Raw genomic sequence first — 25,955 nt, 5'->3', positions numbered from 1 at the left:
CCTATGGAATTTTTAACTGTTCAGGAATTAAAGGAAAAAAAAGAAAACGGAGATTCTTTTTTCCTCTTGGATGTCCGCGATTATCATGAGTATTTAGTATCTAATATTGACGGCCATCATATCCCATACCATGAGTTAGAAACTCGCCTTAGTGAGATCGAAGATCATAAAAACTCCGAAGTAATTGTGATGTGCCGTTCCGGAAATACGAGTATGGATGCCTGCAAGATCTTGTCCAATTCCGGCTTTGAGAATGTCTTCAGCCTTGAAGGAGGCATGAAACGTTGGGTCAAAGAGATCGACCCTTCTCTTCCCGTGGTATGATTTCAATGCTTCTGTAAATCGACTGTTCAAAGTCGATTCATAAAATGGCGCCTCTGGAGAGTCGCCTAAAAACTCATTAAGCCAGTGCAGCAATTTGATTAAGCAACTCTTGATTGCTGTCCGTATTCTTCAGCACTTTTAACAGTCCCAGCATGGATTCTTTTGGTGATTTCTTCAGCAAATAGCGTCTTACCATGTTACGTTCTTCCAAAGAGTCGGTAATGAATTTATGTTCATTCCGGGTTCCTGAAGCCTGAATGTTTATGGCAGGGAAAATGCGGTCGTTTGCCAGTTCTCTATCTAAAACAAGCTCCATATTTCCGGTACCTTTAAATTCTTCAAAGATAAGGTCATCCATTCGTGAATTAGTTTCGATCAGGCAGGTAGCAATAATGGTCAGAGAACCGCCTCCTTCAATTTTTCGGGCTGAACCGAAGATCTTTTTAGGAATTTCTAAAGCACGAATATCCAATCCCCCTGAAAGTGTTCTTCCACTGTTGGTCTGAATGGCATTATATGCGCGGCCAAGACGGGTTAATGAGTCGATCAGCAGCACTGCATCTTCTCCCATCTCCGCTTTTCTTTTGGCATAGCCTAAAGCCATTTCTGTAATGCGAATATGGCTTTGAGTGTTCTTATCATTAGAAGAAGCAAATACTTCAGCGTTGGTTGTTCTGATGAAATCGGTAACCTCTTCCGGGCGTTCATCCACTAATAGCACACTTACATGAATGTCATCATAATTATCATTCAGCGATTTTGCGATCTTTTTGAGCAGTACAGTTTTCCCGGTTCTTGGAGGGGCTACAATAAGGGCACGCTGACCTTTACCAATAGGAGCAACAAGGTCGATCACCCGCATTTCTACATCATCCGCATTATATCCCAGCTTAATCCAGTCTACCGGCATAATGGGGGTTTGCCTTTCAAAGCGGCTCGATTTTGTCCACGCTTCCACCGGTTTTCCGTTCACATAATCAACGGAAGCCACATGCTTATGGCCTTGATTATCCTCTTCGAACTCTCCCTCTAATACAAGCCCGGGACGCAGATCAAGTTCTTTGACTTCATCCGGCTTCAAAAAAGGATCTTTGGGATTGTAGGAGAACTCATAATCCAGTTTGCGAATAAAGCCCCAGCCTTTGGAGTTGATCTCCAGCACGCCGGCATATTGGCCTGCTATACCCTGATTATTTTTCCAATGAAATTTTGGAATAAATACATTTCCGCCTTGATTGCGGTTATTTCGCTTTTTATTGCGTTTGTTTTTTCTACGTGCCATGTAATGTTTTGTGCGTTTTCATATAAAGCCTTCTCCCGATATCGAAAAGTAGCGTAGTAAAATGTGAGATTACTAAGAGGAAGGCAGAAAAAAGAGGTGCGGATAATTTAGCTCCGCACCATCAAATTTTGTGGATAAGAAAAGATACAAATGTTTTGGTTGATACCAAACTACCGTACAGTAGTAGTTTCATTTATAAAGCTGTAACAGTCCATCAAAGAACCATCAATTCTTACTGTTTGCCCGTCTTCAAGGTCAAGGGTAAAGAATTTGTCTTCTGAATTTGGAGTTACATCCTGATATGTGGATAGCTGATTATTTACTGTATTTGCTACCGACGGATCAACACTCTTTGCCTTATTCAAATAGTCGATCACCAACCAATATACTACCTTATCTTCAGCTTGTAGCTTTCTGTCTTCAGTACATTGTGTAACTGCAGATCCGTAAACAGTAGCCATTTTAATGTAAGCATTCCCATTGTTTGGCTCTAAATTAATCGCTTCCTGAACGTAGTTTTTAGCCTGAGCAAGTCGTTCCATACTGATGTTGGCATCTGCCAGGTCAAGGTAAATCTCAACTTTTAAATCATCATTCTCGGCACGGGATAATGCTTCTTTGAAATATTTATCAGCTTCTGCATAGTTAGCATTGCTTTGTGCTAATTCAGCTAAGTCAAGAGCGCTATCAAAAGATTGCTCGAGTTCATTGATCTTAACACGAGCCTGCTTGAGTTTTGCACGCTCACCTAAGTCATCATAAGCTTCGGCAAGGGCTTTCCAGGCATCAAGGTCTTGTGGGTTTTCTTTAACAACAGGCTCAAAGTAAGCCACTTGTTCTTCCGGTGATCCGAGCAATTCTTGTTGCTGCTCTTCAATAAAGCTTAACGTTTCTCCTTCAGCATAAGGTTTGGCAGCATCAATCAATGCTTGGGCTCTTTCCTTTTCACCTTTACTCACCAAATTACTAAGAGCCTGGCGAAGGTAATATCCATCACCCATGGTTGTTGCCCGTTCAGGATTAAGATCAAAAAGCTTTTCGTAATCCTGATATGCTTTTTGAAGGCCATCTTCGATATAATTGTAATTGGTTTGATAAAAACGGCCTCGCTTAAAAATAATATCGAATTCATTTTGTGGCGTGTTACCGAACAATTCTAATTGCTCGTTTAACAACGTCAATGCGGTATCAATGTAAGCAGTACGCTCTTCGTCATTGTCTTTGGAACGGCCGATCTCCGTGTAAATCTTAACGAGTCGGTCGTATTGAGTTTCTAATTTGTATTGTGGATTTCCTTCGAGCTTCTCCATTTTTGAGCAAATGATCCATTTGCCATACTTAAGAGCAAACTCGTAGTCTCCATTTTTATAGTTGGAATGGAACAAAGAGTATGCAGCCAACGGAGATAATCCATCAGGTGGGGTTTCATTACAATTTGCTTGTGCATGAGATAGGGAAGAGCTAACAAAAAGTATCCCTATTAGAAGTGTTAAATGCTTCATCGATCTTGATCTTGTTTATACCATTAATTACTAAACTACTTCAATAGTTTAAATATTATAAAGGGAGTTAATTTATTATTGTAATTTTCTTCGAACAAACATTAATTCAGATAAATTAACAGACAAATTGAAAGACCATATTTCTTCTCTGATAAGGTCCTGATTTGTCGTGCCTCTCAAGCCATAGCGTACACTTAAGGCTACGGAAGAATTAGAGCGGGGAGAAATTATTCCTAAACCGGCAGAAAACCAAAGAGTGTTAATATTTTCTCCCTCCACTTTTAAATGACCGGTGTCATAACTAATACCCCCACTGTACCTAAAATTAGACAAAAATGAACCTGAATTCGTTCTATATGGGTGATATTCTGCTCCCAGACCTGCTTTAAACCGGTCTTTCAGTTCTGCAGCGTCAAGATTTTGATCGAAATCGGAACTGTATTCGCTCCATTGCTCGAACAAACCTTCAGCCGAAACATTCACGAGGTTGCTTGGATAATAGGTTAAACCGGCTTTTACATCCAAAGGCAATGAGATCTCTCCCTCTAAAGGTTCACGAAGTTCTACCTCTTGGTCTACACCGCTCACCATTTTTGTTACTATTCTTGTTTCTTTGGCATCAATTGTGACCGGCAGTGTAGCTGCGGCACCAAAACTGATTCGGTCTCTTGAGTTAAAAATCCTTTGAAAATTAAGCAGTGTTCCGAATCGATGGCTAATGGCATTGCCTGTAATTCTCGCATCCAGAAAGCTACTGTTATAGCCAGACTGATTAAAGAAAACGTCTTGAGAGTTATTTTGAGAAATAAAGGTAAATGCGGGAGCATATCCAATCGAAATGTTTGGAGAAATATTCCATCCCAGGCCAAACTCTAACTTATTAATGCCACCGGTCCCCCTGATATCAGAAGCATACCCAATGGTATTTCCGGGAGAGCTCTCGGTTGAATCAACGGTTACAAAACGATAATTGGTCCTTGTTACAGAATACATGGAGGCAGACAGGCCTAACTTCTCACGATATAAGGGAAGGGTGACTTGAAAATATCCCGGCTCTAACATCGCATTTACATTTTCCACGTCTCCGGTGTTTGCCTGGAATTGCGACAGATTAAAACCGGAAGATGCTGTGGTAAAAGCATTGGTTCCCCAAATAGCGGGATTTTGAAGAGAGTTAGATTGCGAATTATACAATGAAACGCCAATGATTCCCATGCCTGCTTCTCTGGCATTATTGTAATCAGTAGGGTATCCGGCTCCAAACAGTGAATAAAAAGAACCACTGCTGCTCATACTTGATTCTTCAACTTGTGCAAACCCACTTTGACCGGCACAGAACAGTAGAATTCCTAAAAAAAGTATTTTATAAAATTTCATGCAGATCAATCTTCTAATGAGGTGATAATTATTTTGGGCCGTACATCTTCTGACGCTGTGGTTCCGTAGAAAAGAGAGGATCGAATAGCCCCGGAAGCAGAACCGGCTCCCAATATCAGTTCTTCTCTTTCTTCAGAACCGTAGAGTACGTTATTTACATAATTAGTAATGTTAATGGTAAATGAGTTACCATCTTCATTGGGTCCGCCTCTGAAATCAACCTGCCCGAATTGGTATTCATATTCAGGGTCCAGCGTTTCTATTACATCGAGATTAAGCACGCTCAAGCCCAGCCTTTGATGATTAGCAGGAAGTGTATTCTCTAACTCATCTGAAACTTCATAAACTATCACATCTGCTTTGATAATATTACTCGTCTGGATCTCTTGGCGAAGCAGGTCAACCGGCATGGTAAGCTTATACATGCCCTCCAGAGTTGTATGAATCGGGAATGTATTAGGTGAGTTAACCGCTCCTCCCCTGTCCATCACAAAGCCATAATCTTGCAAAGAGACTCCGATCGTATCCGTGGTATCCGACTGTACGCCATTGATCATAATGAAACTGGATCCATCTGATCGGGCAAATGATATTCGAGAGTTGGCCTGATCCGAAACCAAGGCTAACCCTTTAAATTCATAATTGTATAGAGAATCCGGATCGCTGGCATCACTGTAATACCAGCTCTTGTATTCATCAACCCATGTTTCTGCAAGGTCAATGGTAACCTCCCGTTGCCCGGGAGCCAAAGAAAACTGCCCTACCTGCTCACCTACTGTAATCTCATCATCTATTGTGAGTGCATTACCACGCCAGTTAGATGTAATTTCATGCACGGTAAAATCAGCTGTGGATAAAGTGTCTCCATAAACCTCCAGACTGTCGATGTTCAGCTTCAATTTTAAGGCGAAGCTTTCGTCTAAATCTACTGAATCTGGAATAGGAGGGGTACGATTGGGTTTAAAAAGCCCTTTGGTTACAATATCACCAAACAGTGCATCGGAATACTGGCCAATGGGAATAAAGCCAAGCCGACCGGAGTAAGAATTATAGCTGAGTGCTTCAGCCTGTTCGATGTTAAGTGTATCGAAAGTTAGCTTTGGCTTGTTTACATACTCACTGCCCACACTTCCCGGATTTTCACATCCTATTATCAATAAAGTAAAGACAATAAGTGCGGTGCATAAGGAAAACAGTCCCTTATTATATATGGTCATTAAATGAATTATTTTAAAGTTCTCTATCTGTTATTCTGCGTCGGAAATTGTTCGATAGTATTCGGCAAATTTATCAGAAACGTCCTCGGGAGAACCCTGAATCTTGGTTGGTTCTATGCCCAATTCTTTAAATACATCGTCAAATTCGTCTTTAAGGTAGTTACCTGTTACAACGTGATCACTGTATTTAAGACCAAGTTTCAGAAGATCTACTTTGCCTTCTTCTGTTAAGTTGTCGATATCGGTGTCGGCCGGTAAACCAAGTAATTCCAAAACTCGTGATGAATCTGAATCACCTTCATTAATGGGGTGGTGCAGGTTATAAACGATCTTGGTGTTTTGGAAGATCTTCTCATCCTTATACAGGGTTCTCACCAAAAGTGGTGTTAACCCGGCAGGCCAATCATGGCAATGAATGATATCAGGTTCCCAACCGAGTTTCATAACTGTCTCGAGTACGCCTTTATTGTAGAATGCAAGGCGCTCATCGTTATCCTCATAAAATTCTTCAGAGTCGGGCTTTCTGAAGAGTCCTTTTCTCTTGAAGTATGTATCATTATCTAAGAAGTAGACCTGTAGTTTCGCATTGGGAATGCTGGCTACTTTGATCTTCATACTCTCTGTTTTTTCTCCCACTTCAACTTCAATACCGGAAAGCCGAATTACTTCGTGAAGCCGGTTTCGCCGGTCATTGATGGTACCGTATTTGGGAAGCAGAATTCGTATTTCGAAGCCCTTGTCCTGTAAAGAAGCCGGCAAAAACCGAAGAAGATCGGCCGTGTAGGTCATTCTTGCAAAAGGGGAGATTTCTGCTGCAACGTAAAGAATTTTCATAAATATATGCTCTCAGTGATTACTATTTTTCTGTGTTTGAAATGGAGTTATTGTCGTTCATTACTTTATTCAAGTCCTCATCATCGTCCAGGGAATAAAAGTCAAGCAACGTATCTCCTCGCAAGCCTAAACGCAGAGTCTCAACCGAAATTACATCTGCCGGCTGAATGTTACCCAGGTTTACATTGCTTCCAAATTTTCGGATGAACCAAACCTGTTGTTCTTTCTGAGGAGCTTCAAAGATCAATTTCTCTTCAGGGATCTGGTCGGTAATTTCTTCAATAAGACCTGACCGTACTTCACCATTTGGGCGGAAAACCCCTACAGTGCCGCTTTCGCGAGCTTCGCAAATCACCTTCTCTGCTCCGGCTGCAAGTTCTTTTTCAATGATCTTTACCCATTTATAAGGAGGGATGATGTCATTAGGATTTTTGCTTCCAACCTCAGAGTAAACGGTAAATTCCTGGCTAAGTTCTTTAATGATTGCCTGCTTTCTTTCATCAGATAACCAAATGGTGCCATTAGATACTTCTACCTGACTGATGTTGTAATTCTTCATCAACTCAACATAAGCATCCAACTGATCGCGGAGCACGTAAGCTTCAAAAAGGGTTCCTCCAAAATAAACCGGAATGCCTGCTTTTTGATAGGCTTCTATTTTCTCAGAAAGGTTTTGAGTTACGTATGATGTACCCCAACCCAATTTTACGACGTCAATGTAATTTGAACAAGCCTCGACAAAATCTTCGGCTTGCCGAACGCTGTATCCTTTATCTAAAACAAGGGTAATTCCTTTGGTTCGGGGTTTGTCTGTTCTTTTGGGTAAGTGATTTAGTGAAAACGACATATGTATTTTTTGAAATATCTAAGCCTGAAATATACAAAAACACGGTTTCTATATAAAATCAGGCATTTTGTTTAAAAATTCAGGTTCCTTCGCGGTTACTAAGCTCTATAAGTTGCCTGATCTGTTCTTGATCGACAGCTTCTAACATGTTCTTTGTGTATCTCCATAACCAGTTGCCGGAGGAGGTTCCCGGCACATTCATGCGGTGAGTACTATCAAGGCCCATATAGTCCTGAAGCGGGAAAATAGCTTGGTCAGACACCGATAACATTCCCAGCCTAATGAACTCCCAATTTATATTTTCGCCGCTTGAGCGGGTATAGATTCGGGCCCGATGGCGCTCTTCATCATTGGTTGTATTATACCAGCCAATAGCCGTGTCATTATCATGAGTTCCGGAATAGGCAACGCTATTCTGAGAATAATTATGCGGCAAAAAACTATTCTTTGAGTCCGAATCGAATGCAAATTGAATGATCTTCATGCCCGGGAAATTATATTTGTCTCGCAGCTTTCGAACGCCTTCTGTCATAAATCCCAGGTCTTCGGCAATGATGGGAAGCTCACCGCATTTCTCCAGAATGGTATCGAACAAATTTTCACCGGGGCCGTCCACCCATTTTCCTACTTCTGCGGTTTTCTGGCCGGCTTCCACTTCCCAATAAGCATCGAAGCCCCGAAAATGGTCTACGCGTATGGCGTCACAAAGATCAAACATGTGTTTGAAGCGGTCGACCCACCAGGAGTAGCCGTCTTTTTCAAGTTCATCCCATTTATACAGAGGATTTCCCCAAAGCTGCCCTGTTTTGCTGAAATAATCAGGGGGTACACCGGCTACCAGGGTTCGATTTCCAGCTTTATCAACTTCAAAATATTTGGGATTGGCCCATACATCTGCACTGTTATGATCTACAAAGATGGGAATGTCACCAATAACCCGGACGCCACGCTCATTCGCATACTCCTTCAGCGCCATCCATTGGTTGTAAAATTCAAACTGCAGCCAGTATTGGAGATCGATCTCATCACTAAACCGTTCCCGATACGCTTTCAGTGCTTTGGGTTTTCTTTTAGTGAGATCTTCATCCCATGTGTTCCAGGGCTGCTTGTCGTAATGAAGCAAACAAGCCATAAACAACACATAGTCATCCAGCCAGTGCTTATTTTGCTTTTTGAACGCATTAAAGGCCCGTTCTTCCTCTTTTTTCATTTTTTTATAAAACCGGGAAGCAGCCAGTTTGAATACCTTATCCTTATTTTCAAAAGAAGCTTCATAATCGGCACTTACACCGGATGGCAACTGAATATTTTTGATCTCTTTTTCGGTCAGTAATCCTTTTTTGTGAAGGATATCGGGACTGATCAAATACACATTTCCGGCAAAAGCTGAATAACTGGCATAAGGAGAATTCCCATAACCGGTAGGAGTAAGAGGCAGAATTTGCCAAATAGTTTGATGTGTGCGTTCTAAAAAATCGATAAAAGTGCGGGCTTCAAATCCAAAATCCCCCATTCCATATTTACCTGGAAATGATGTTGGGTGTGCTAAGCATCCGCTCGAACGTGGAAACCTCATTTAAAATCTACTTCTTTGGTTTTAATATTACCCCTGCCAAAGGAGGGATGGTTAGTGAAATATTTGCTTTCTGATTGTGCCATTCTCCCCATTCGGCATGTAAGGCATTATCACCGGCATTGCTTCCGCCATAATATTCTGAGTCACTATTGATCAAAATTTCGTACTCGCCGGCATGGGGAACCCCAACTTTGTAACCATAATGAACAGTTGGTGTAAAATTAAGGATAACAACAATAAAATCTTCCGGATCTTTGGCACGACGTATAAAAGAAATAATGCTGTTATCAGCATCGCTGATATCGATCCACTCAAAACCGCGCCAATCAAAATCTACCTGGTGCAATGCTTTTTGTTCCTTGTTGATGCGGTTCAGGTCTTTTATTAAAAGCTGGAGTCCCTGATGCTTTTCCCATTCCAACAAGTGCCAATCAAGGGAGCGGGATTCGCTCCACTCTGACCACTGGCCAAATTCACTGCCCATAAACAGAAGATTCTTGCCCGGATGAGCATACATATACAAATACAGCAACCTGAGGTTTGCAAACTTCTGCCAGTCGTCGCCGGGCATTTTTGACAACATCGCCTGTTTCATGTGTACGACTTCATCGTGCGAAAAAGGCAGTATGAAATGCTCTGAAAAAGCATAGATCAACGAAAATGTTAGCTGATCCTGATGATATTTGCGAAAAAGAGGATCTTTCTCAATGTATTTCAGGGTGTCGTTCATCCAACCCATATTCCATTTGAAATCGAAGCCCAAGCCGCCGGTTTCGGTAGGCCGGGAAACACCACCCCAGGAGGTTGATTCTTCTGCAAACGTAATAACGCCGGGAAAGTGATGGTGAACTGAATCATTAAATGCTCTTAGAAAGTCGATGGCCTCAATATTTTCTCTTCCGCCGTATTTATTGGGAACCCATTCTCCTTCTTTTCGGGAATAGTCGAGATACAGCATAGAAGCCACGGCATCTACACGAAGTCCGTCAATGTGATATTTATCGCACCAAAAAATAGCATTCGAGATCAGGAAGTTTTTGACTTCGGTACGCCCATAGTTGAAAATACAAGTTCCCCAATCGGTATGTTCTCCTTTTCGGGGATCGTCGTGCTCGAACAGGCCGGTTCCATCAAAACGCCGCAGGCCGTGTTCATCTTTTGCAAAGTGAGCCGGCACCCAATCCAGGATAACACCAATATCATTTTGGTGACATTTATCTACAAAGTACATGAAGTCTTCCGGGGTCCCGAACCGGCTTGTTACCGCATAATACCCCGTGATCTGATATCCCCAGGATGGATCATAAGGATGTTCAGCCACCGGCATCAATTCTACATGAGTATAACCAAGGTCTTTCAGATAGGGCACCAGCTGATCCGCCGTTTCCCGATAGTTCAGGAAGCCGGGATCTTCTCCCACTTTACGGCGCCACGATCCCAAGTGCATTTCATATATGGAAACAGGTTGCTCATATGCCTGTTTACTATTTCTCTTCGTCAGCCATTCTTCATCATTCCATTCATAATCATCAACATTTTGAACGATGGAGGCTGTATCAGGCCTTAACTCAGCATAAAAAGCAAAAGGATCCGATTTTTTGAGCGGGGGATCCTGTACCGGGCTCTTGATCTCATACTTATAGATATCGCCTTCGGTTACCTGCGGGATGAATAACTCCCAAAGTCCCTGATCGTGAAATTTTCGCATCCGGTGTATGCGTCCGTCCCAATTATTGAAATTTCCGATCACACTCACGCGGGTTGCACTGGGGGCTGTCACTACAAAGTGCGTTCCTTTCACGCCGTCAACCTCGCGTATGTGCGCACCCATGAACTCATACGCCTGGTGGTGATTTCCCTCTCCCCAAAGCTGCAGGTCAAAATCACTCAAAAGAGAATCAAACTGATAGGCATCTACTACCGTGAAGGTATTTCCATCATGTGGAGTAATTTCAAGCTCGTAGCTGAATCTCTTTTTCCTGCGTGCAAAAATACGCTCAAACAATCCTTCGTCCGAAATTCGCTGCAGTTCGTAACTCTTCTTTCCTATTCGTGCCTTAATGGTTTTGACTTCCGGACGGAACACCCGAAGAATCAATTTTTCTTTCCCGTCTACGTTTTCTTTGTGAAGCCCAAGCACAGAAAATGGATCCCCGTGAGATCCATCTGATATTGAAGCTATTATTTCCTTTGAAAGTGTAGAACCCATCACCTTTTTTAAATTATTTAGGGCATTTAAGATACTAAAACTTTAACAAAACTCTGTGCTCATTTAAAGTGCTTTCAATCGCTTGATTCTATATTTTGATGCTATGAAGAATTCCGGATTTATTGCCAGGCGCTACCTCTTTTCGCGCAAACACATCTCCCTGATCTCCACACTTACCTTTATCAGTATAACCGGCATAACCATCGGTACGGCCCTGTTGATCGTGGTTTTATCGGTATTGAATGGATTTTTTGATGTCATAAAAGGTTTTCTGCTTTCCCAGGATCCGGATATTCGGATTGAGGCTGCGGCTTCCCCAACCTTCGCACAAAATGAGGAAGTGATGAACAAAATCCGGGCTCTTCCCGAAGTGCGGATCATTTCTCCCTATGTGGAAGGGAAAGCCCTGATGGCCATCGACCATGCTGAAAATCAGGTGGTAGAAGTAAAAGGGGTGAACCGGGATGTTTTTTTCCAGCTCGTAGATATTGAACACAGCATCACCGATGGGGTGTTCGATGTTTCGGTGAAGAACCGAACTCCGGGATTGATCATCCACCAAGACCTTCGCAACCGTACACAACTGCAGCTTAAAGATGAAGTAGCTCTTTTAAGTGCAGCCGGGATGAAAAATGCCCTTACCCAGATCACGGTTCCTCAAACTTATCGGTTCGAACTTAGGGGCACTTATTTTCTTCAGCAAATTGCCGGTAATCCCAAAGTATTTATTGACCTCGAAGCGGCAAAGCGCCTGTTCCGATCCCGTAATTCCATTTCCGGGATCGACATCAAACTCACGAATAATGAGGATGCCGAAAAGGTTAAAGAAAAACTGTCAGCGGCCTTGGGCTCCGGTTACAAGATCTCAACCTGGTACGACCTTCAGAAACCACTGTATGATGTGATGTATCTTGAAAAATGGGGATCTTTTGTCATCCTGATCCTCATTGTGATCGTAGCGGTACTCAATATTATCGGTTCTTTGACCATGATAGTCATCCAGAAACAGCGCGATATAGGCATTCTGATGTCCATGGGATACACCAGGAAGGGCATCAAGGATATCTTCAGAAAGCAAGGACTTTACATTGGACTGATTGGCTGTGGCTTGGGCGGAACCCTGGGATTTTTGCTTAGCTGGGCTCAAAAAGAATATGGACTCGTTAAGTTGTCTTCTGCTTTTATCATAGATGCATACCCGATCTTGATCAGTCCGGTTGATGTAACTATAATTTTGATCTCCAGTTTACTTTTGTGTTTATTAGCCAGCTGGTATCCGGCACACCGGGCTGCCCAGGTGCAACCCGCCGATGCGGTCCGCTATGAATAACCGGTTCCGAAACGTTGGCTTAAATTCATACCTTGTTACATTCCCGTTACTACTTATTTCATAAATAACAGCCTTTGATCCTTCAGCCCGACATACTTTCCAAACTTTCCTCGCTGGAACTGCGCGCCAAGAAAATTGTGGAGGGATTTATTTCCGGATTGCACAAAAGTCCCTTTCACGGATTTAGTGTAGAGTTTGCAGAACACAGGCCGTATAACCCCGGCGATGATTTCAAACACATCGACTGGAAAGTATATGCCAAGAAGGAGCGTTTTTATGTGAAGCAGTACGAGGAAGAAACCAACCTGCGGGCTTATGTGATGCTGGATACCAGTTCTTCCATGCTATTCAAACATTTCGCCGAGTGGAGCAAACTGCGATACGGCATTCACTTTGCTGCTTCGCTCATGTATATGATGCATCGCCAGCGGGATGCCTGCGGACTCATCCCCTTCAATTCCAAGATCGATTCTTTTATTCCGGCAAAATCTACTTACGCTCATCTCCGGCAGATTTATACCGAACTGGAACGGGAGCTTAACCGGGAAGAAAGCGGTGATAAGGAGCGCCGGAAAACAGCCTCGGCTGAAGCCATCCATGAAGTGGCCGAACGACTCAACCATCGCAGCCTGGTGATCATTATTACTGATCTATTTGAAAATGCCGGTGAACACGATGAGCTGATCTCAGCCCTCAAACATTTGCGGCATCGCAAGCACGAAGTTCTGCTATTCAATGTACTGGAAAAGAAAAGTGAACGCGACCTCGACTTTGCCGACCGCCGGTTTGTATTTGAGGATATGGAACTTGGAGATGAGGTAGAAGTACTCCCGGCTCAAGTCAGGGAAGACTACCGGCAAAAAGTGGAAGAATACACCAAGAAATTCCGCATGGCCTGCAGCGAATTCGAAATCGATTTCGAGCAAATGGATACGCAAGGTGCTTTTGATCAGTCGCTATTGGCTTATTTAACGAAGAGGCGTAGGTTGGGATAAAGGGTAATAACCTTTAACCTATTGACCTGCTATTTCTGCACTAATGTTCCTGTTAGTTGGTTTTCATTTATTTCAAGGATCATCTTATCACCTTTAAAATATATCCGTACTTCATTGGTATAAGTCAGACCCAGTACTCCGTTTTCTTTCTGGGCCAGCAGTTCATCATCCATAAATAACTTCCCGTCAATCTCCCGCACTACGATCCGGTTATTCTCTTTCTGCAGGTACGTTCTCATCTTTTCGGGATCAAAAACATAAGTACCAAAATGCGCAGAATACTTATCCGGATCGGCTAGCATTTCAGAAGTCGGAGGATCGATCGCCTGTCCTTTCACAGTCAGATAAAGGTCTCTCAGAATATCCAGAACCGGCGTATTTCCCCAGTTCGACAGTATTCCAATAAATAATCCCGAAACCGGATCACGGATGATCACGCTTTTGGTTCCATAGCCACTCCCGGCTGCCATTCTGATCTGATCGGGGCCAAACTGTTTCAGTGACCAGGCGTACCCTTCAAATTCCCCTTCTGATAGCTGCATATGTTTCTCAAATAACAGTTCTTGGGAATCCTCGTTCAATAATTCCTCCGTTTCTAATGCTACAACAAACCGGTAAAGATCATCCAGGGTCGAATACAAACCTCCACCGGCACTTTCCCCAATGATCTTTGTCCGCTGAGCCTCCTCAACCCCATAGGGCCCGATCTTGTAGGGCACTGCCTGATTTTTCACCATCGCATTGCCCTCATACACTCCGGTGTTATTTAATCCCAGAGGTTCAATGATACCCTCATTCATCATATCCCGATACTCTCTGTCACTAACTTCCTCAATAATAGCTCCCAGTAAAATAAATCCCGCATTTGAATACTGATATCTCTCACCGGGTTCAAACAACAAAGTAAGCTCATTCACCAACCTGACCTGTTCCTGAAAATCCAACTCATCCGAAGCCTTCATCCCTGCTTCGCGTGGCAAACCTGATGAGTGCGTCAACAAATGATGGATTGTGACTGAATCAGCCCAATCCGCACTTAATGTGGGAAGCCAGGTCGATATCGGCACATCCAGTTTTAGCTGACCCATTTCTGTCATCTTCAGGATCAATGCTGCAGTAAACGTCTTGGATATGGAATTGATCGAGTTCCGGGTGGCCGGCGTATTTGGGATCTCAAAACTTCGATTGGCCAGCCCGTAACTATCCTGCCAGATCTCATTATCATCCAATACCACTTTCACGGTTCCGGAAAATCCATAGACCTCATGGTAGGCTTGAGTGATGGTTTCTAACTTTTGGACCATTTCATTTTGTTGAGCAACTGCAAACTGCGGAAGAAACCATACAGCAACTAGTAAAAATATTGTTTTTAACATCGATCTTTGTCCATTCAGAAAGTTCAATAGGTGTAGTTTTAAATTTAATCTTTTGTGTCTTATAAATCAGAGATGAGCCCCAATAAATTTCAGTACTCTTTCCCAAAATTCACGCTGATTTTCTTCTTTTTCGATCAAATGCCCTTCATCCTCGAAATACAGGAGCTTTGAGGTTTTACCCGCACCCTCTAATCTATTGTGGAATTCCTCCGCATGAACAGGAGGTATTTGTCCGTCACCTTCGCCGGCCACTAACAGCAACGGAGTCGAGATCCGGTCGATATTTTCCATGGGAGAATATGAGTCATATTTTTCGGGCAGTTCATTCGGCATCCCTCCCATGCCATAGGGGAATCCATACATCCTTCCCGGAAATTCGTTGGCTTGCATGATCCAGTCATAGGCCCCGTTGATCCCAACGGCTACATCAAACCGATCGGAATGTGATATAAAATAGCTCACCATTGTGGCTCCATGGCTATGCCCGATTAAGGCAACATTTGAAGTATCTACCCGAGGGTGATTTCCCACCGCATCCAGAAACCCGAGCGCATCCCTCAGTTCACGAGGGCCATATTCCTTATCCCGACGCCTTTGGTTGGTCCCCCCGCTGTTGTTGGCAAGGGCTACCGCATACCCCTGTGAGGTCAACAGAAAAATGCCCTTTTCAAGAAAGTAATCCATATTCGGAAAGCGGTTCAGGTAAGCATTGGCATAGGGTATGAGGATCAGCGGGGCCCTCCCTTTTACCTGTGCCGGAAGAAACAGCTGTGCGTCCAAAGAAACAGGATCCTGATCCCAGCTTATGATCTCGGCATCGGGTAGAAGTTTACCTGCAAAGGCCTCAGTGCTGTTATGCAAAAACTCTTCGTTCATCAGGCTATCCCCATTTTCACTGATCTCAGCCCGGAAAATACTTTTCGGTAAAGTTCCTGATTCGCGGGTGTAGTACACATAGTCCTTTCCGGCATGACTCCTAACCTGCTTTGGTAATATGGTACCCATCTCAGAATTGATTTTTTTATAAGAGGAGGAATCAATGTGAGCCTTAAACGGAAGGTAATCCATTCCCACCTTATGCTGCCCCAACAGCCAGATGCCATCCGTCGACCAGGCGGTGTAATAGGCCCTTGGTAATTCGTTTTCATAATCCCTGAAAGTGCCTGACTGATCCCTTTTGAAGAGGTAAGGCGTAAAGCTTGATGAGTTGGCAAACACCATCCCGGTCTTTGGATTATACTTGATCTCATTGAATATGCTTTCATCCGCATAAGCGATGACCGTGATAATACCTGTTGAGATCTCCATCAATTTAACAGCGCCATCACTTCCTGAAAAACCACCCATTCCATAGACCAGGTGATCCTTATCGATCCAGTCGTGGCTCACGATCATATGGTCCTCAATGGTCTTGGGGTTCAGGGTTTTCCGCTCCCTATCATAGAACCATAGCTGCGCCGTGCTTTGAATAGCGTGAGGCTGTGCCGGAAAGGTAATGTAGCGGTCATTCGGCGACCATTTAGGTCCCTCCATATAGAAATTTTGCAGGGTCACTAACTTTGTCTGTCCCTCTGCGCCGGCTATGGAGAATTGTTCTGCCCCGTCAAATGTACTGACTACGATCTCATCCGCATTCCTTCTGAACACTAAGCGATGGCTGTCATTTGACCAGGCGAGAAAGGTATTGGCATAGGTTGCTTCTTCAGTCATACCACCGGAGATCGTCCGGGTCCTGGAAGGATCACTGAGTATTTTCACAAACAATGAATCACCAACAGCATAAGCCATTTTATCTCCATCCGGAGACACTGCAAAGAAGGAAGGGGTTTCAAGGGATTTCAGATCTTCAAAAGTGATCGGTGTCTTCTGGCCGGTAATTTTACACGAGCACAGAAAAAGGACGATTATAATGAGTAGGCTGTATTTCATATTTCCTAACTTTTTATGCTCTCCTGAAAAGCGGGATCATATCCAGTAATTACTTTTTCGATAATACCCTCTTCATCAATCAGATAGAATAAGGGATAGGATAGCACGCCGTAAAGTTCGGCAATTTCTGCCGGGTTAGAATAAGCTACCGGAAACGGAATGTTGAGTTCCTTATCAAATGAAGTTATTTCATTTTTAGTGTCGATAGGGTTGATATAAATAGGTACAACAGTATCCGACATCTGATAATCCTCCCTATTGAAATGCTCCAGGGATTGCAAGCAGTATCCGCATCTTATGATGGAGAAATTTAACAGCACTTTTTTACCGCGATAATCGGAAAGTCTGATCAGGTTGTTCTGCTCATCTCGTGTAACAAATTCAGGAGCTTTTTGCCCAATCGGTAACAGATCTTTGTAGGGAGAAATACCCTTAGGTGCTGACTGATACTCTGACGGGTAATCGTATGTCAACTCCGGGGAGTCATTTCGTTGCACGAAGTCTTTATATTCGTAGACTATAACTTGCCTAAGTCGGCCATTCAGGTGATTCCTTCGCTCGAATCGTTCAATTAACTTTGTGGAAGCATTTATGAAAATATGCTGTTCCGTTAAAACGGTGTCCCCGTTTTCATTAACCCTGTCATTCTCAATTCTCAGGTAATTTTTAAGTGGGCGGTCATTAATGAGGGTGTCTTTATTAAATACCCAGTCTGTCTGATCAAGAAAACGCACCATGGAGAACCGAACAGGCAACGCATTCAGGATATTCCCCTTCTCCTCTAAGGAATCTTCAGCAGGATAAAATTTTACGAGTTTATTCTGATGATCTACATCCCTGTAAACGTTGTTTATATACACCTGGTCCTTGTTCGCAAAATCATTCCTATATTCAATCACGTAATCATATCCGAGCAGGCTTTTTTCTGATGGTTTAAATGACTTATTAAAGATCATCGTGTCCACTCCTCCCATAGGATTCGGTGTAATGGCCAAAGCAGTGTAATCAAACCCTGCTGATTCTGAGATAGTTTCTCTCGCAGCGTTTAAAAGATCTTCCGGTGTTTGGTATTGAGAGCATCCGATAATGAATGAGATAATGGCAATCAGTAATATTCTGGAAGAATGCATGTCGTTGTTAATTTTAGTTTCGAGTGGCCTGTTACGGCAGATTTTCATAAATGTTTAGATTATAATAGCGGACTCACATTCACTTCACACGTTATCGAAAGAGATATATCTTATGCTGTGAATATGAGACCATGGTTACCTGTCGGCTTAAAATTTCATATCCCGCCAGTCCGTCCAGCTCTTTGCCATAAGCTTGCTTGAGGTTTGAGACATCTTTGAAGGCCGTTGGCGTTGTATCGAAGTCAACCTCCGCGATTGTTAGTTTATCCAATGTTCCTTTCATTACTATTTCTTTCCTCCCATCCGCACCGGTCAGGTCCGTTTCTCTGATACTTGATAATGAACCACTCAACTCTTCATACCGGTCTTCAGAAAGCAGGTTCGTGGAGGCCCCACTGTCTAACCCAAAGGTCATTGTTTGCCCCGATACCGAAGCTTCAAAAAGTGGTATATGCTGCCTGAGCTCAAAGGGAATGGACGACATTGACAATTGTGCACTCATAGCCGTTACAAAAGTTTGGGTTTGGTCCGGCTGAATGAATCGCAGCGTTTGGGTAGAATAATTGAACAAAAGATCGTAGCCTTCAAAGACCTCATAGCCGATCAAACCTGCGATCGGTATTTCCAAAATGACCTCTAAATGAGACAGGTCTGCTGCCAGCACTTTTTGGTCATTCATTTTAATTCCATAGAAATTCAACTCTGAAAGGGTGAGAATATCCAGGCTGTTGATGTTACCGTGCACGCCTTCCAAAGAGCTGTATTTCGTTTCTTCTGAGGAACCCGGCTCTCCATAGTGCCCCTGATTGAGAATGAGTCGGGGTGACCCGGAATCGAATATGAAGTTCTTTTTTTCCCCATTAATAGTGGCCTCAACCAACATCAGGTTTTCTTTTACCTGAAAAGGTATCTCAATGACTTTCTTTGCCGGTTTCATCACTTTTGACGGCTCTTCCAGCGTCTTGACGGTCATTTTGACCAACTCCAATTCGGTGATCTTTCCCTGTTCATTCACACTAAAAGACACTTCACGCTCCCCCAAACCGCTATAGCTGAAATGAAAGAAATGAGTTTGCGTACTATCTGAATTTGACTCCGTATTCTTCCAGTAATATTCCTCAACCTGCTCATTGAGCTGACTCACCAGCTGCTCCAGAATTTTGATCGATATCGGAGGAACCCTTCCCGAAATTTGAAAATCATCAGATAAGTGAGGTTTTAACTCATCGATGTTTTGTTGATTGATACTTGCTGCAATGGTCTTAACCAATTCTTCCTTAGATACCTTGTCCTGAGTCATGGCATTTTCAATACCAACTAAAACCAACAAAACCGCTATACCTAATCCTTTCATCCTGTTCAAAAACATCATTTGTTGCATATTCTAATTATGAACCGGCTTTCAAGCTGTTCAAAAATTCCTTATCGAAACCTTCGGCCACCTTTTCGATATTCCCTTTTTCATCGATGAGGATAAAAGTTGGAGTACCTGAAACGCCGTACATCTCACTGACCTCTTCCGTATCCAGGATAACCGTGAGCGGGCCATTTATCTGTTTAAAATATTCGACTACATCTTCCTTCCGGTCCCAAATAGATAGAAACAATGGCGTAATATTCCCGGCAAGCTGAAAGCCTTCCTTATCCATATATCGTAGGGCATCCTGGCTGTGTGGGCACCCAATACTGGAAAAATTTAAGAGAACCTTTTTACCACGATAGTCTTCCAGATCAATTGAACTACCCTGAAGGTCGCTCCCGGAAAAGACCGGGGCTTCCTGACCTGCTTTAAGCATCCGGCTGTCTTTAGCCTTTCCGTATAATTCAGACCGATAGTTTGAAGGGAGTTCGTAGCTGAGCGAAGCACCTGAGTTGGACAAACTGTAATCCCAGTAGGTGTATACCACCTTTTGAAGGCTTCCATTATAGTAGTTCCGCCTTTCCCAGCGCTCAAGTCGTTTCGAATCGGGGTTTAAAAAGATATGCTGTTCGGTGTAGATCGTGTTGCCATCTCTGGTTTCATCTGTTACAACCCGAAAGTATTCTTTGAGCTCCTGCCCACCTATTAGCGTATCGCTGACAAACTCCCAATCTGACCGGTTTAGTAAGGTCACCGGTGAATATTCAACATCAGGAAGGGTTTCGATCAAATACATCAATTCACCAGGATCGTTTTCAGGATAAAAAACTATGGTTTCATCTCTGTTCTTAACCGAACGAAAGCGGCCGTCAATATAAACGACATCACTGTTAAAAAAATCCTTCTCAATTATAAAATCATACTTCAGCAAGCTGCTTTTACTTTTTTGGAAATTCGCCGTTACGTTTACCGTATCAATTCTTCCAACCGGATTGGGATAAAAGGCCTTCTGCTTGTAACTCACTCGTTCGTACTTATCGATTTCTTCTTGTGCCAGCCTTAGCAGATCCTGCCCATTTGCAGTGTAATTAGCGACAAGAATACATGTGATAATAAATAGTGATTTGTACTCCTTCATTAATCCACTTCCTCCAATTTGAATGTTATTTCAGAACCATCAATGTTGACGAAGTTCATTTCCAAAAAACCCAGGCTATAATTGAATACGGCTCTCATGGAGGTCTTGCCCAATTCGTTAACCGCTTCTGCCGTTATAATCCAGGTTTCCAATTTGCCCCAGGGTGTATCCATTATCTTATGATCTGTAACCTCGTAAGTCGTTTTCCCTGTGATAATGCCTTCCCAGGTTGCCCAGCGTTTATCAGCAAAACTATTCCCGATCTGCACAGACCATTCCCATTTATTCCCTTTTTCAAGTGGATATGCCACAAATGGAAACGGATTTAATTGCATGATCTTGAAAAGCCCCTCTCTCGGCGGATGCAACCACAAATTAGCTTCATTTTCGATCAAGCCGGTCAACTCATAACTCTCTTTATTCGAAAGCTGATATGTGAATACCGTTTGATTGTAATCCGGATACCAATCACTGAAAGGCTTAAGTCCCGATCTCACACTGAGCGTTATTTTATTCACTACCTCTGCAGTGGGTTCTACAAATTCCCAGCCGTTTTCGATAAACCGAAAATTCATCGGCTCTCCATCCGATTTATAATATTGATACGAATAGGTGTAGGAAGCCCCGACAGGATAAATGATATTATTATCATTAAAGCGGTTTTCATCAGTTACAGCAGAGTCAAATTGCTCTACTTTTAGATCCCCGGAATAGGTTACGAGTTCATAACTCAATTCCTTTTGTGTGGTTGAGCAACCTGATACGATGCAACATAAAGCAATAACCTGAAGATATTTCACCGGTTCTGATCTCAGCATTTTTGATAACGTTTTAGCGGAACGCACCAATAATAGATACCCCCGTGACCCTCTGAAAATTTATTCCATGAATAGATAGATATAACATCCAAACGGCCACCTGCTGTATTTAAAGGAATCTCATTTCCATTCACATGATGAAAAGCTCCGTTCGCAGACTAAACGGGTTCATTTACTCATTCATCCCTATATTCAGCCTGCTTTAAATGAAAAAAGTATGAACCCAAAGATCCCCAAAGCAGTTGAAATATTCGTTCATATACTTGCAGTTGCTGTGATTGTAATTCTGGGTGTCAGAAGTTATGAACTGATAAATTTTATGGTAGTCGAGGGATATACCATCTCTTCAAAAGCTCCATCTGATACCTTCGCATCAGAAACCTTAACCCTAAAGGGTTTCTCCGCAGCTGTAGATTCCACTGATCGGGATGTAGCTACTTCTGCTAAACCGGTATCAGAAGATTCAGCCACTTCAAATGTCATAACCATTGAAGGCAAGCGATACAATGTCAATTCTGCACCCTCTAACCAGGTGATATGGCATGTTATCGTTTATGGACTATACATTATCGGCTGGTTCGTAGCTTATTTTTTGTTTTTCAAACGATTTCATCATTCACTCAAAAAGAAGCTGATTGCACTTTCATCCGGCTGGTTGGCCTTTACTATCCTTCACATGGGCATTGTGATAACCGTAACTGTACTGCTAAATGCCCAACCGGTTAATCAGCCAGCTGCTACGGTATTAAGCTTTGGCACCTTCAGCTCCATCACCGAATCTCCGTTTGCCTTCTATTTTTTGATCGTATTCATGGCGTTTCTTGCACAAACAACGGTTCAGTTCCTTTATCGGTACCAGGAGCTGGAACAGGCCGATCATATGCAATCTGAGCTTGCGTTGATCCGGTCTCAATTACGTCCTCATTTCTTCTTCAACACACTGAATAACCTTTATTCCATGGCGCTTGAAACCAAGAATGAACTCCTGGCTGATGGCATCCAAAATCTGACGGGAATGATGCGCTACTCACTAAAGCATAGCACCAAAGAGTTGGTCCCGTTAAAGGAAGAATGGGCATACATTGAAAAATATATTGAACTGCAGAAACTGAGGATCAATCAGGATTCTGTTGAAATCAACATGGAGGTTAAAGGGCGATTAAATTATGCTCAGGTGGCCCCGATGATCCTCATCAATTTTGTGGAAAATGCCTTCAAGCATGGCATCAGTTATGAGAAAGCCTCATTTGTGAACATCAAGCTGGAGATTACCGATGAGTTTGTGATTCTGGATGTTCGAAACAGTAATCATCCCTCCAAACAAGACACCGGAACTTCGGGCATCGGGACGGCTCAAACCAAAAAGCTACTGAAACTGTATTATGAAAGTGACTTTGATCTGGATATCCGTTCTGCCTCCGGCGAACATACCGTCGTCTTAAAACTACCCATCCGATGATTTTGAAAGCCATTTCCATCGACGACGAGCCGCGGGCGCATCACGTGATCGAACATTATGCCGCCAAGATCGAACAGCTTGAACTGGTGAAATCCTTTACTTCACCCCTCAAAGCCGCCACCTATTTAAAAGAAAACCCAGTCGATATTCTTTTTCTGGATATCAATATGCCGGATATGGATGGGATGTCGTTATTGAAGACACTGAAAGATCCTCCAACCGTCATTTTTACGACCGCTTATGATGAGTATGCAGTGGAAAGCTACGATCACGAGGCGGCCGGTTATTTGCTGAAACCCATTGAATTTCCGAAATTTTATAAAGCCGTGATGCGGGTAGTGGAGGTAATGCATAAACCGGTCGTTTCAAAGCACGAACCTGCTCCCAAATCAAATGCATTTTTGCTAAAAAGCGGAACCAAGATGATTAGGTTTGATCCGGATGAGATTCGATATATCGAGGCATCAGGCAACTATGCGGAAATAGTTTTGGAAGATCACAAAGTGATGGTAGATCATACACTGAGCGAATTAATGGAGCAGTATGTACCCTCAAATTTCCTCCGTATTCACCGTTCCTACAGCATTAACAAAGATTATTTACAGGAATTTGAATCTCACCGGGTTAAAGTCGCCGATAAGGCCCTGGCCATTGGAAAGACTTATCGCAAGGAAGTAAGGGCTATTTTAGTGAAGAGCTAAATAACTATTCGGGCTTCTTAAGCTTACGCCTATATTCGGACCCGGAGGTCCGGGTATGCATTCCCAACTGAGTAGTTGGGTACGAGGTTAAGCGACGGATTAAAAATCAGTCACCGCTCTCATGCTTTAGTTTACCGTCCCTTGATAATAGGAGCGCAACCCAGCGAGTTTGCTCAAAATTATACATGATCAGAATGGCTACCATTGTTATTGGAATACTCAGAAACATGCCCGGAATGCCCCAAAGCACACCCCATGCCACCAGAGAGATAATAATCACAAGCGGGCTGATATTGAGTGACCTGCCCATCATAGCCGGCTCCATTACATTGCCAATCAGAAACTGAACCGTTCCAATCCCAATGAGGATTATAAAAAACGGAGTAACAGTTTCGAACTGCACCAGCGCCATGATGCCCGGAAGGATGGTAGCGATGATAGACCCGAGATTAGGAATAAAATTCAAAACGAAAATCATAAGAGCCCAGAAACCGGCGAATTCCAGTCCTGTCAGCCACATAATTACCCACGAAATTACGCTTGTAAGCAGGCTTACAAATGTCTTTACTCCTAAATAGGCTTGTACATCATGGTCAATTTCTTTGAGCAGTTTTGACAATCTATTCAGCTGCTTCTCCGTGGGAGAGACTGAAGCCAGTTTTCCTGATATATACCGCTGCTCCATGAAAAGGAAGAACATATAGATGGCGATCAAACCTATGTTTACCAGAAAATTTCCGAACTCGGCAGCCGCATTCTGCACCAACCCATCAATATTTGTTTCTGTAATCGGATTAAGTGGCAGTGCCATCGCAATAAATCGGGGCCACCCTTCCAACTCTGTAATCATCTTGATCAGTTTCTCCTGGTAAGATGGTGCCGCTTCAATCATCGCACTGATGCTGCCGGTCAGGACATTTAAGATGAGAATCACTATCAGTAGTATGACAAACCCTGAAAGCAGGAACTGCAGCCAGGCCGGCAGCGTCCACCTGCCAACACGGAGTTCCCCAAAGCGTTTGGCTAACATGTTCACCAGATACCATAAAAACAATGCAAGCACCAGCGGAATCAGGAACTTCTCAGCAATGGCCAGTACATACCCGGTCATAAAGATGATCATAAACCAAAGTGTGATACTGAGCAACCTGTTATGAGAAAACGATTCCATGGTTACAGTATAGAATTTACCTGTCTGGATTATGAAATATATCTAAGATTTCATCAATTTTTTTCAAAAATGATGGGTATTTGCTTTAATCGGAGAATAGACTTGTAACCGGTCTTGGTATGTGTTCCCAAAGGGTATTTTGGAAGGAGGTAAACAAAGGTATTTGCTTTACCAAAATTTCACTTTTAAAATAAAAAGCCTCATAAATCAATGACTTATGAGGCTTAAAAGTACGCCCGGAAGTAGTATAATATTGTTATTTACTTCCATTTATTTCCACTTAATACAAGGCATTTAGTATTTGTGATAACTCAAAGTTGAAACGTAATGAAATGGGTGGAAAGATGTGACGAAATATATTGTACAAAATCTTGTACAAGCACAGAGTTTGAAAAAAATTATTTCAATATCTAAATAAAACTTTTGCCCTATCTGTCCATTTCTTGCTCAATTTTAGCGATTATCTCAGATGCTTTAATGTTTAAAGCCCCAGCGATTTTGAGTATGACTGGTAAAGAAGGAAGGCGTTTTCTTCTTTCAATTTTGTCGATCATACTTCTTGATAGGTCGGCCTCAGCTGCTAAATGCTCTTGACTATACTTTTTTTGCTCCCTCAGTTTCCTGACTACAACCGCAACTGAATGTAATAATCGCGCATCTGATTCCATAAAAAAAGATGCGGTTATTCTGTATTTGCATTTGCGTACTTATGTGTGCAAATTTAATTGTAACTTAACCTAAGTATTTAAAATAGCTTTGATAGTAAAACATTTAATCAGGGGGAAACAATGTTGAAAAAAATTACATTTTTGGGGCTTTTGCTTTCCGTAATGTTAACAACCATATCCAATGGACAAGTATTTACAATTGATGATAATGGTATAGTGAAGTGCGAGGGAGTCGAACCAGGTGATACTGGAACGATTTTTGGGGATACATACACTGCCGTTGATAGAAATATGCTGATTGCAATGATTGGGAATAATGAGGATGTAGCATTAGTCTGTACATCTTTAATTACAGATATGAGAGATTTATTTAAGTCTAGGTCTTCATTTAACACCGATATTGGCTCTTGGGACGTCTCTTCAGTAACTAATATGGATCACATGTTTTCTGATGCTTATGTATTTAATCAGGATATAAGTTCTTGGGATGTCTCATCAGTAACAAGTATGGTACGAATGTTTTGGAATGCGGATGACTTTAATCAAGATTTGAGTAATTGGGATGTGTCTTCAGTAACTAATATGACGTATATGTTTGGTGGGACCGATGAATTTAATAGCGATATAGGTATGTGGGATGTATCGTCTGTTACCAATATGGACTATATGTTTTATGTTGCTATAGGCTTTAATAAGGCTCTCAATACTTGGG

The 25,955-nt window shown here is 42.6% G+C and carries 22 protein-coding genes; 6 read left to right on the top strand and 16 right to left on the bottom strand.

What is annotated here, in order from left to right; all coding sequences use genetic code 11:
- The first annotated feature begins 3 nt into the window (after positions 1 to 3).
- A complete protein-coding gene (locus tag B151_RS0113615; RefSeq protein ID WP_020404203.1) occupies positions 4 to 324 on the top strand; it encodes a rhodanese-like domain-containing protein in 321 nt (106 codons plus the stop codon).
- A gap of 76 nt (positions 325 to 400) precedes the next feature.
- Here B151_RS0113615 and rho read toward each other — a convergent pair whose 3' ends face one another.
- The 8 genes from rho to glgB form a co-directional block, all read right to left on the bottom strand.
- The gene (gene rho / locus B151_RS0113610; protein WP_020404202.1) at positions 401 to 1,606 is read right to left on the bottom strand and encodes a transcription termination factor Rho; all 1,206 of its coding nucleotides are present in this window, start codon (positions 1,604 to 1,606) and stop codon (positions 401 to 403) included.
- 170 nt (positions 1,607 to 1,776) lie between these two features.
- The gene (locus B151_RS0113605) at positions 1,777 to 3,108 is read right to left on the bottom strand and encodes a tetratricopeptide repeat protein (RefSeq protein ID WP_071594709.1); all 1,332 of its coding nucleotides are present in this window, start codon (positions 3,106 to 3,108) and stop codon (positions 1,777 to 1,779) included.
- Between the two features lie 75 nt (positions 3,109 to 3,183).
- On the bottom strand, positions 3,184 to 4,485 hold the full coding sequence (locus B151_RS0113600) for a hypothetical protein (RefSeq protein WP_020404200.1): 1,302 nt from the start codon (positions 4,483 to 4,485) through the stop codon (positions 3,184 to 3,186).
- A gap of 5 nt (positions 4,486 to 4,490) precedes the next feature.
- The gene (locus tag B151_RS0113595) at positions 4,491 to 5,702 is read right to left on the bottom strand and encodes a hypothetical protein (protein WP_020404199.1); all 1,212 of its coding nucleotides are present in this window, start codon (positions 5,700 to 5,702) and stop codon (positions 4,491 to 4,493) included.
- A 30-nt stretch (positions 5,703 to 5,732) separates the two neighbouring features.
- Positions 5,733 to 6,536 carry a glycogen/starch synthase gene (locus B151_RS0113590; RefSeq protein ID WP_020404198.1) on the bottom strand — a complete coding sequence of 268 codons (804 nt, stop codon included), beginning with the start codon at positions 6,534 to 6,536 and terminating at the stop codon, positions 5,733 to 5,735.
- A 22-nt stretch (positions 6,537 to 6,558) separates the two neighbouring features.
- Complete coding sequence (locus tag B151_RS0113585) at positions 6,559 to 7,383, bottom strand: phosphosulfolactate synthase (protein WP_020404197.1); 825 nt, start codon at positions 7,381 to 7,383, stop codon at positions 6,559 to 6,561.
- A gap of 79 nt (positions 7,384 to 7,462) precedes the next feature.
- Positions 7,463 to 8,959, bottom strand: coding sequence for a 4-alpha-glucanotransferase (malQ, locus tag B151_RS0113580; protein WP_026166675.1), 1,497 nt, complete (start codon positions 8,957 to 8,959; stop codon positions 7,463 to 7,465).
- A gap of 7 nt (positions 8,960 to 8,966) precedes the next feature.
- Positions 8,967 to 11,168, bottom strand: coding sequence for a 1,4-alpha-glucan branching protein GlgB (glgB, locus tag B151_RS0113575; RefSeq protein ID WP_020404195.1), 2,202 nt, complete (start codon positions 11,166 to 11,168; stop codon positions 8,967 to 8,969).
- A gap of 82 nt (positions 11,169 to 11,250) precedes the next feature.
- Between glgB and B151_RS0113570 the strand changes: the two genes are divergently transcribed.
- Together B151_RS0113570 and B151_RS0113565 are read left to right on the top strand one after the other, a co-directional pair.
- Positions 11,251 to 12,498 (top strand): FtsX-like permease family protein, encoded by a 1,248-nt coding sequence (locus tag B151_RS0113570; RefSeq protein ID WP_020404194.1) that lies wholly within the window; start codon positions 11,251 to 11,253, stop codon positions 12,496 to 12,498.
- A gap of 74 nt (positions 12,499 to 12,572) precedes the next feature.
- Positions 12,573 to 13,493, top strand: coding sequence for a DUF58 domain-containing protein (locus B151_RS0113565; protein ID WP_020404193.1), 921 nt, complete (start codon positions 12,573 to 12,575; stop codon positions 13,491 to 13,493).
- Between the two features lie 29 nt (positions 13,494 to 13,522).
- Here the strand turns inward: B151_RS0113565 and B151_RS0113560 are convergent, their stop codons facing one another.
- The 6 genes from B151_RS0113560 to B151_RS0113535 form a co-directional block, all read right to left on the bottom strand.
- Complete coding sequence (locus tag B151_RS0113560) at positions 13,523 to 14,797, bottom strand: serine hydrolase domain-containing protein (protein WP_169332220.1); 1,275 nt, start codon at positions 14,795 to 14,797, stop codon at positions 13,523 to 13,525.
- Positions 14,798 to 14,935: 138 nt separating this feature from the next.
- Entirely contained in the window at positions 14,936 to 16,798 is a 1,863-nt protein-coding gene (locus B151_RS0113555; RefSeq protein WP_020404191.1) for a S9 family peptidase, read from the bottom strand.
- A gap of 5 nt (positions 16,799 to 16,803) precedes the next feature.
- Positions 16,804 to 17,928 carry a peroxiredoxin family protein gene (locus tag B151_RS18850; RefSeq protein ID WP_020404190.1) on the bottom strand — a complete coding sequence of 375 codons (1,125 nt, stop codon included), beginning with the start codon at positions 17,926 to 17,928 and terminating at the stop codon, positions 16,804 to 16,806.
- A 91-nt stretch (positions 17,929 to 18,019) separates the two neighbouring features.
- A complete protein-coding gene (locus tag B151_RS0113545) occupies positions 18,020 to 19,282 on the bottom strand; it encodes a pepsin/retropepsin-like aspartic protease family protein (RefSeq protein WP_169332219.1) in 1,263 nt (420 codons plus the stop codon).
- Positions 19,283 to 19,316: 34 nt separating this feature from the next.
- Complete coding sequence (locus B151_RS0113540; RefSeq protein ID WP_020404188.1) at positions 19,317 to 20,426, bottom strand: TlpA family protein disulfide reductase; 1,110 nt, start codon at positions 20,424 to 20,426, stop codon at positions 19,317 to 19,319.
- Positions 20,426 to 21,244, bottom strand: coding sequence for a hypothetical protein (locus B151_RS0113535; protein ID WP_020404187.1), 819 nt, complete (start codon positions 21,242 to 21,244; stop codon positions 20,426 to 20,428). The genes B151_RS0113540 and B151_RS0113535 overlap by 1 nt, the downstream gene beginning before the upstream one ends.
- Before the next feature lie 217 nt (positions 21,245 to 21,461).
- On the opposite strand from B151_RS0113535, the gene B151_RS19680 reads away from it, so the two are divergent.
- Positions 21,462 to 22,703, top strand: a complete 1,242-nt coding sequence (locus B151_RS19680; protein WP_020404186.1) for a sensor histidine kinase — start codon at positions 21,462 to 21,464, stop codon at positions 22,701 to 22,703.
- Complete coding sequence (locus B151_RS0113525) at positions 22,700 to 23,404, top strand: LytR/AlgR family response regulator transcription factor (protein ID WP_020404185.1); 705 nt, start codon at positions 22,700 to 22,702, stop codon at positions 23,402 to 23,404. Before B151_RS19680 ends, B151_RS0113525 begins: the two co-directional genes overlap by 4 nt.
- A gap of 106 nt (positions 23,405 to 23,510) precedes the next feature.
- Here the strand turns inward: B151_RS0113525 and B151_RS0113520 are convergent, their stop codons facing one another.
- Positions 23,511 to 24,575, bottom strand: a complete 1,065-nt coding sequence (locus B151_RS0113520; RefSeq protein WP_020404184.1) for an AI-2E family transporter — start codon at positions 24,573 to 24,575, stop codon at positions 23,511 to 23,513.
- 428 nt (positions 24,576 to 25,003) lie between these two features.
- Complete coding sequence (locus B151_RS0113515; protein WP_020404183.1) at positions 25,004 to 25,243, bottom strand: helix-turn-helix domain-containing protein; 240 nt, start codon at positions 25,241 to 25,243, stop codon at positions 25,004 to 25,006.
- 120 nt (positions 25,244 to 25,363) lie between these two features.
- On the opposite strand from B151_RS0113515, the gene B151_RS18840 reads away from it, so the two are divergent.
- Positions 25,364 to 25,955, top strand: a 592-nt coding sequence (locus B151_RS18840) for a BspA family leucine-rich repeat surface protein (RefSeq protein WP_020404182.1), incomplete at its 3' end; no start/stop codon positions are given.

This window comes from Gracilimonas tropica DSM 19535, assembly GCF_000375425.1.
Lineage (GTDB): Bacteria > Bacteroidota > Rhodothermia > Balneolales > Balneolaceae > Gracilimonas > Gracilimonas tropica.
Note: the sequence above shows the minus strand (reverse complement) of the source record. Positions and strands in the feature narration are given on the sequence as shown.

Coding starts and splice junctions, on each gene's coding strand:
- B151_RS0113615 (WP_020404203.1), top strand. CDS start 4: ATGGAATTTTTAACTGTTCAGGAATTAAAGGAAAAAAAAGAAAACGGA.
- rho (WP_020404202.1), bottom strand. CDS start 1,606: ATGGCACGTAGAAAAAACAAACGCAATAAAAAGCGAAATAACCGCAAT.
- B151_RS0113605 (WP_071594709.1), bottom strand. CDS start 3,108: ATGAAGCATTTAACACTTCTAATAGGGATACTTTTTGTTAGCTCTTCC.
- B151_RS0113600 (WP_020404200.1), bottom strand. CDS start 4,485: ATGAAATTTTATAAAATACTTTTTTTAGGAATTCTACTGTTCTGTGCC.
- B151_RS0113595 (WP_020404199.1), bottom strand. CDS start 5,702: ATGACCATATATAATAAGGGACTGTTTTCCTTATGCACCGCACTTATT.
- B151_RS0113590 (WP_020404198.1), bottom strand. CDS start 6,536: ATGAAAATTCTTTACGTTGCAGCAGAAATCTCCCCTTTTGCAAGAATG.
- B151_RS0113585 (WP_020404197.1), bottom strand. CDS start 7,383: ATGTCGTTTTCACTAAATCACTTACCCAAAAGAACAGACAAACCCCGA.
- malQ (WP_026166675.1), bottom strand. CDS start 8,959: ATGAGGTTTCCACGTTCGAGCGGATGCTTAGCACACCCAACATCATTT.
- glgB (WP_020404195.1), bottom strand. CDS start 11,168: ATGGGTTCTACACTTTCAAAGGAAATAATAGCTTCAATATCAGATGGA.
- B151_RS0113560 (WP_169332220.1), bottom strand. CDS start 14,797: ATGGTCCAAAAGTTAGAAACCATCACTCAAGCCTACCATGAGGTCTAT.
- B151_RS0113555 (WP_020404191.1), bottom strand. CDS start 16,798: ATGAAATACAGCCTACTCATTATAATCGTCCTTTTTCTGTGCTCGTGT.
- B151_RS18850 (WP_020404190.1), bottom strand. CDS start 17,928: ATGCATTCTTCCAGAATATTACTGATTGCCATTATCTCATTCATTATC.
- B151_RS0113545 (WP_169332219.1), bottom strand. CDS start 19,282: ATGAAAGGATTAGGTATAGCGGTTTTGTTGGTTTTAGTTGGTATTGAA.
- B151_RS0113540 (WP_020404188.1), bottom strand. CDS start 20,426: ATGAAGGAGTACAAATCACTATTTATTATCACATGTATTCTTGTCGCT.
- B151_RS0113535 (WP_020404187.1), bottom strand. CDS start 21,244: ATGCTGAGATCAGAACCGGTGAAATATCTTCAGGTTATTGCTTTATGT.
- B151_RS19680 (WP_020404186.1), top strand. CDS start 21,462: ATGAACCCAAAGATCCCCAAAGCAGTTGAAATATTCGTTCATATACTT.
- B151_RS0113525 (WP_020404185.1), top strand. CDS start 22,700: ATGATTTTGAAAGCCATTTCCATCGACGACGAGCCGCGGGCGCATCAC.
- B151_RS0113520 (WP_020404184.1), bottom strand. CDS start 24,575: ATGGAATCGTTTTCTCATAACAGGTTGCTCAGTATCACACTTTGGTTT.
- B151_RS0113515 (WP_020404183.1), bottom strand. CDS start 25,243: ATGGAATCAGATGCGCGATTATTACATTCAGTTGCGGTTGTAGTCAGG.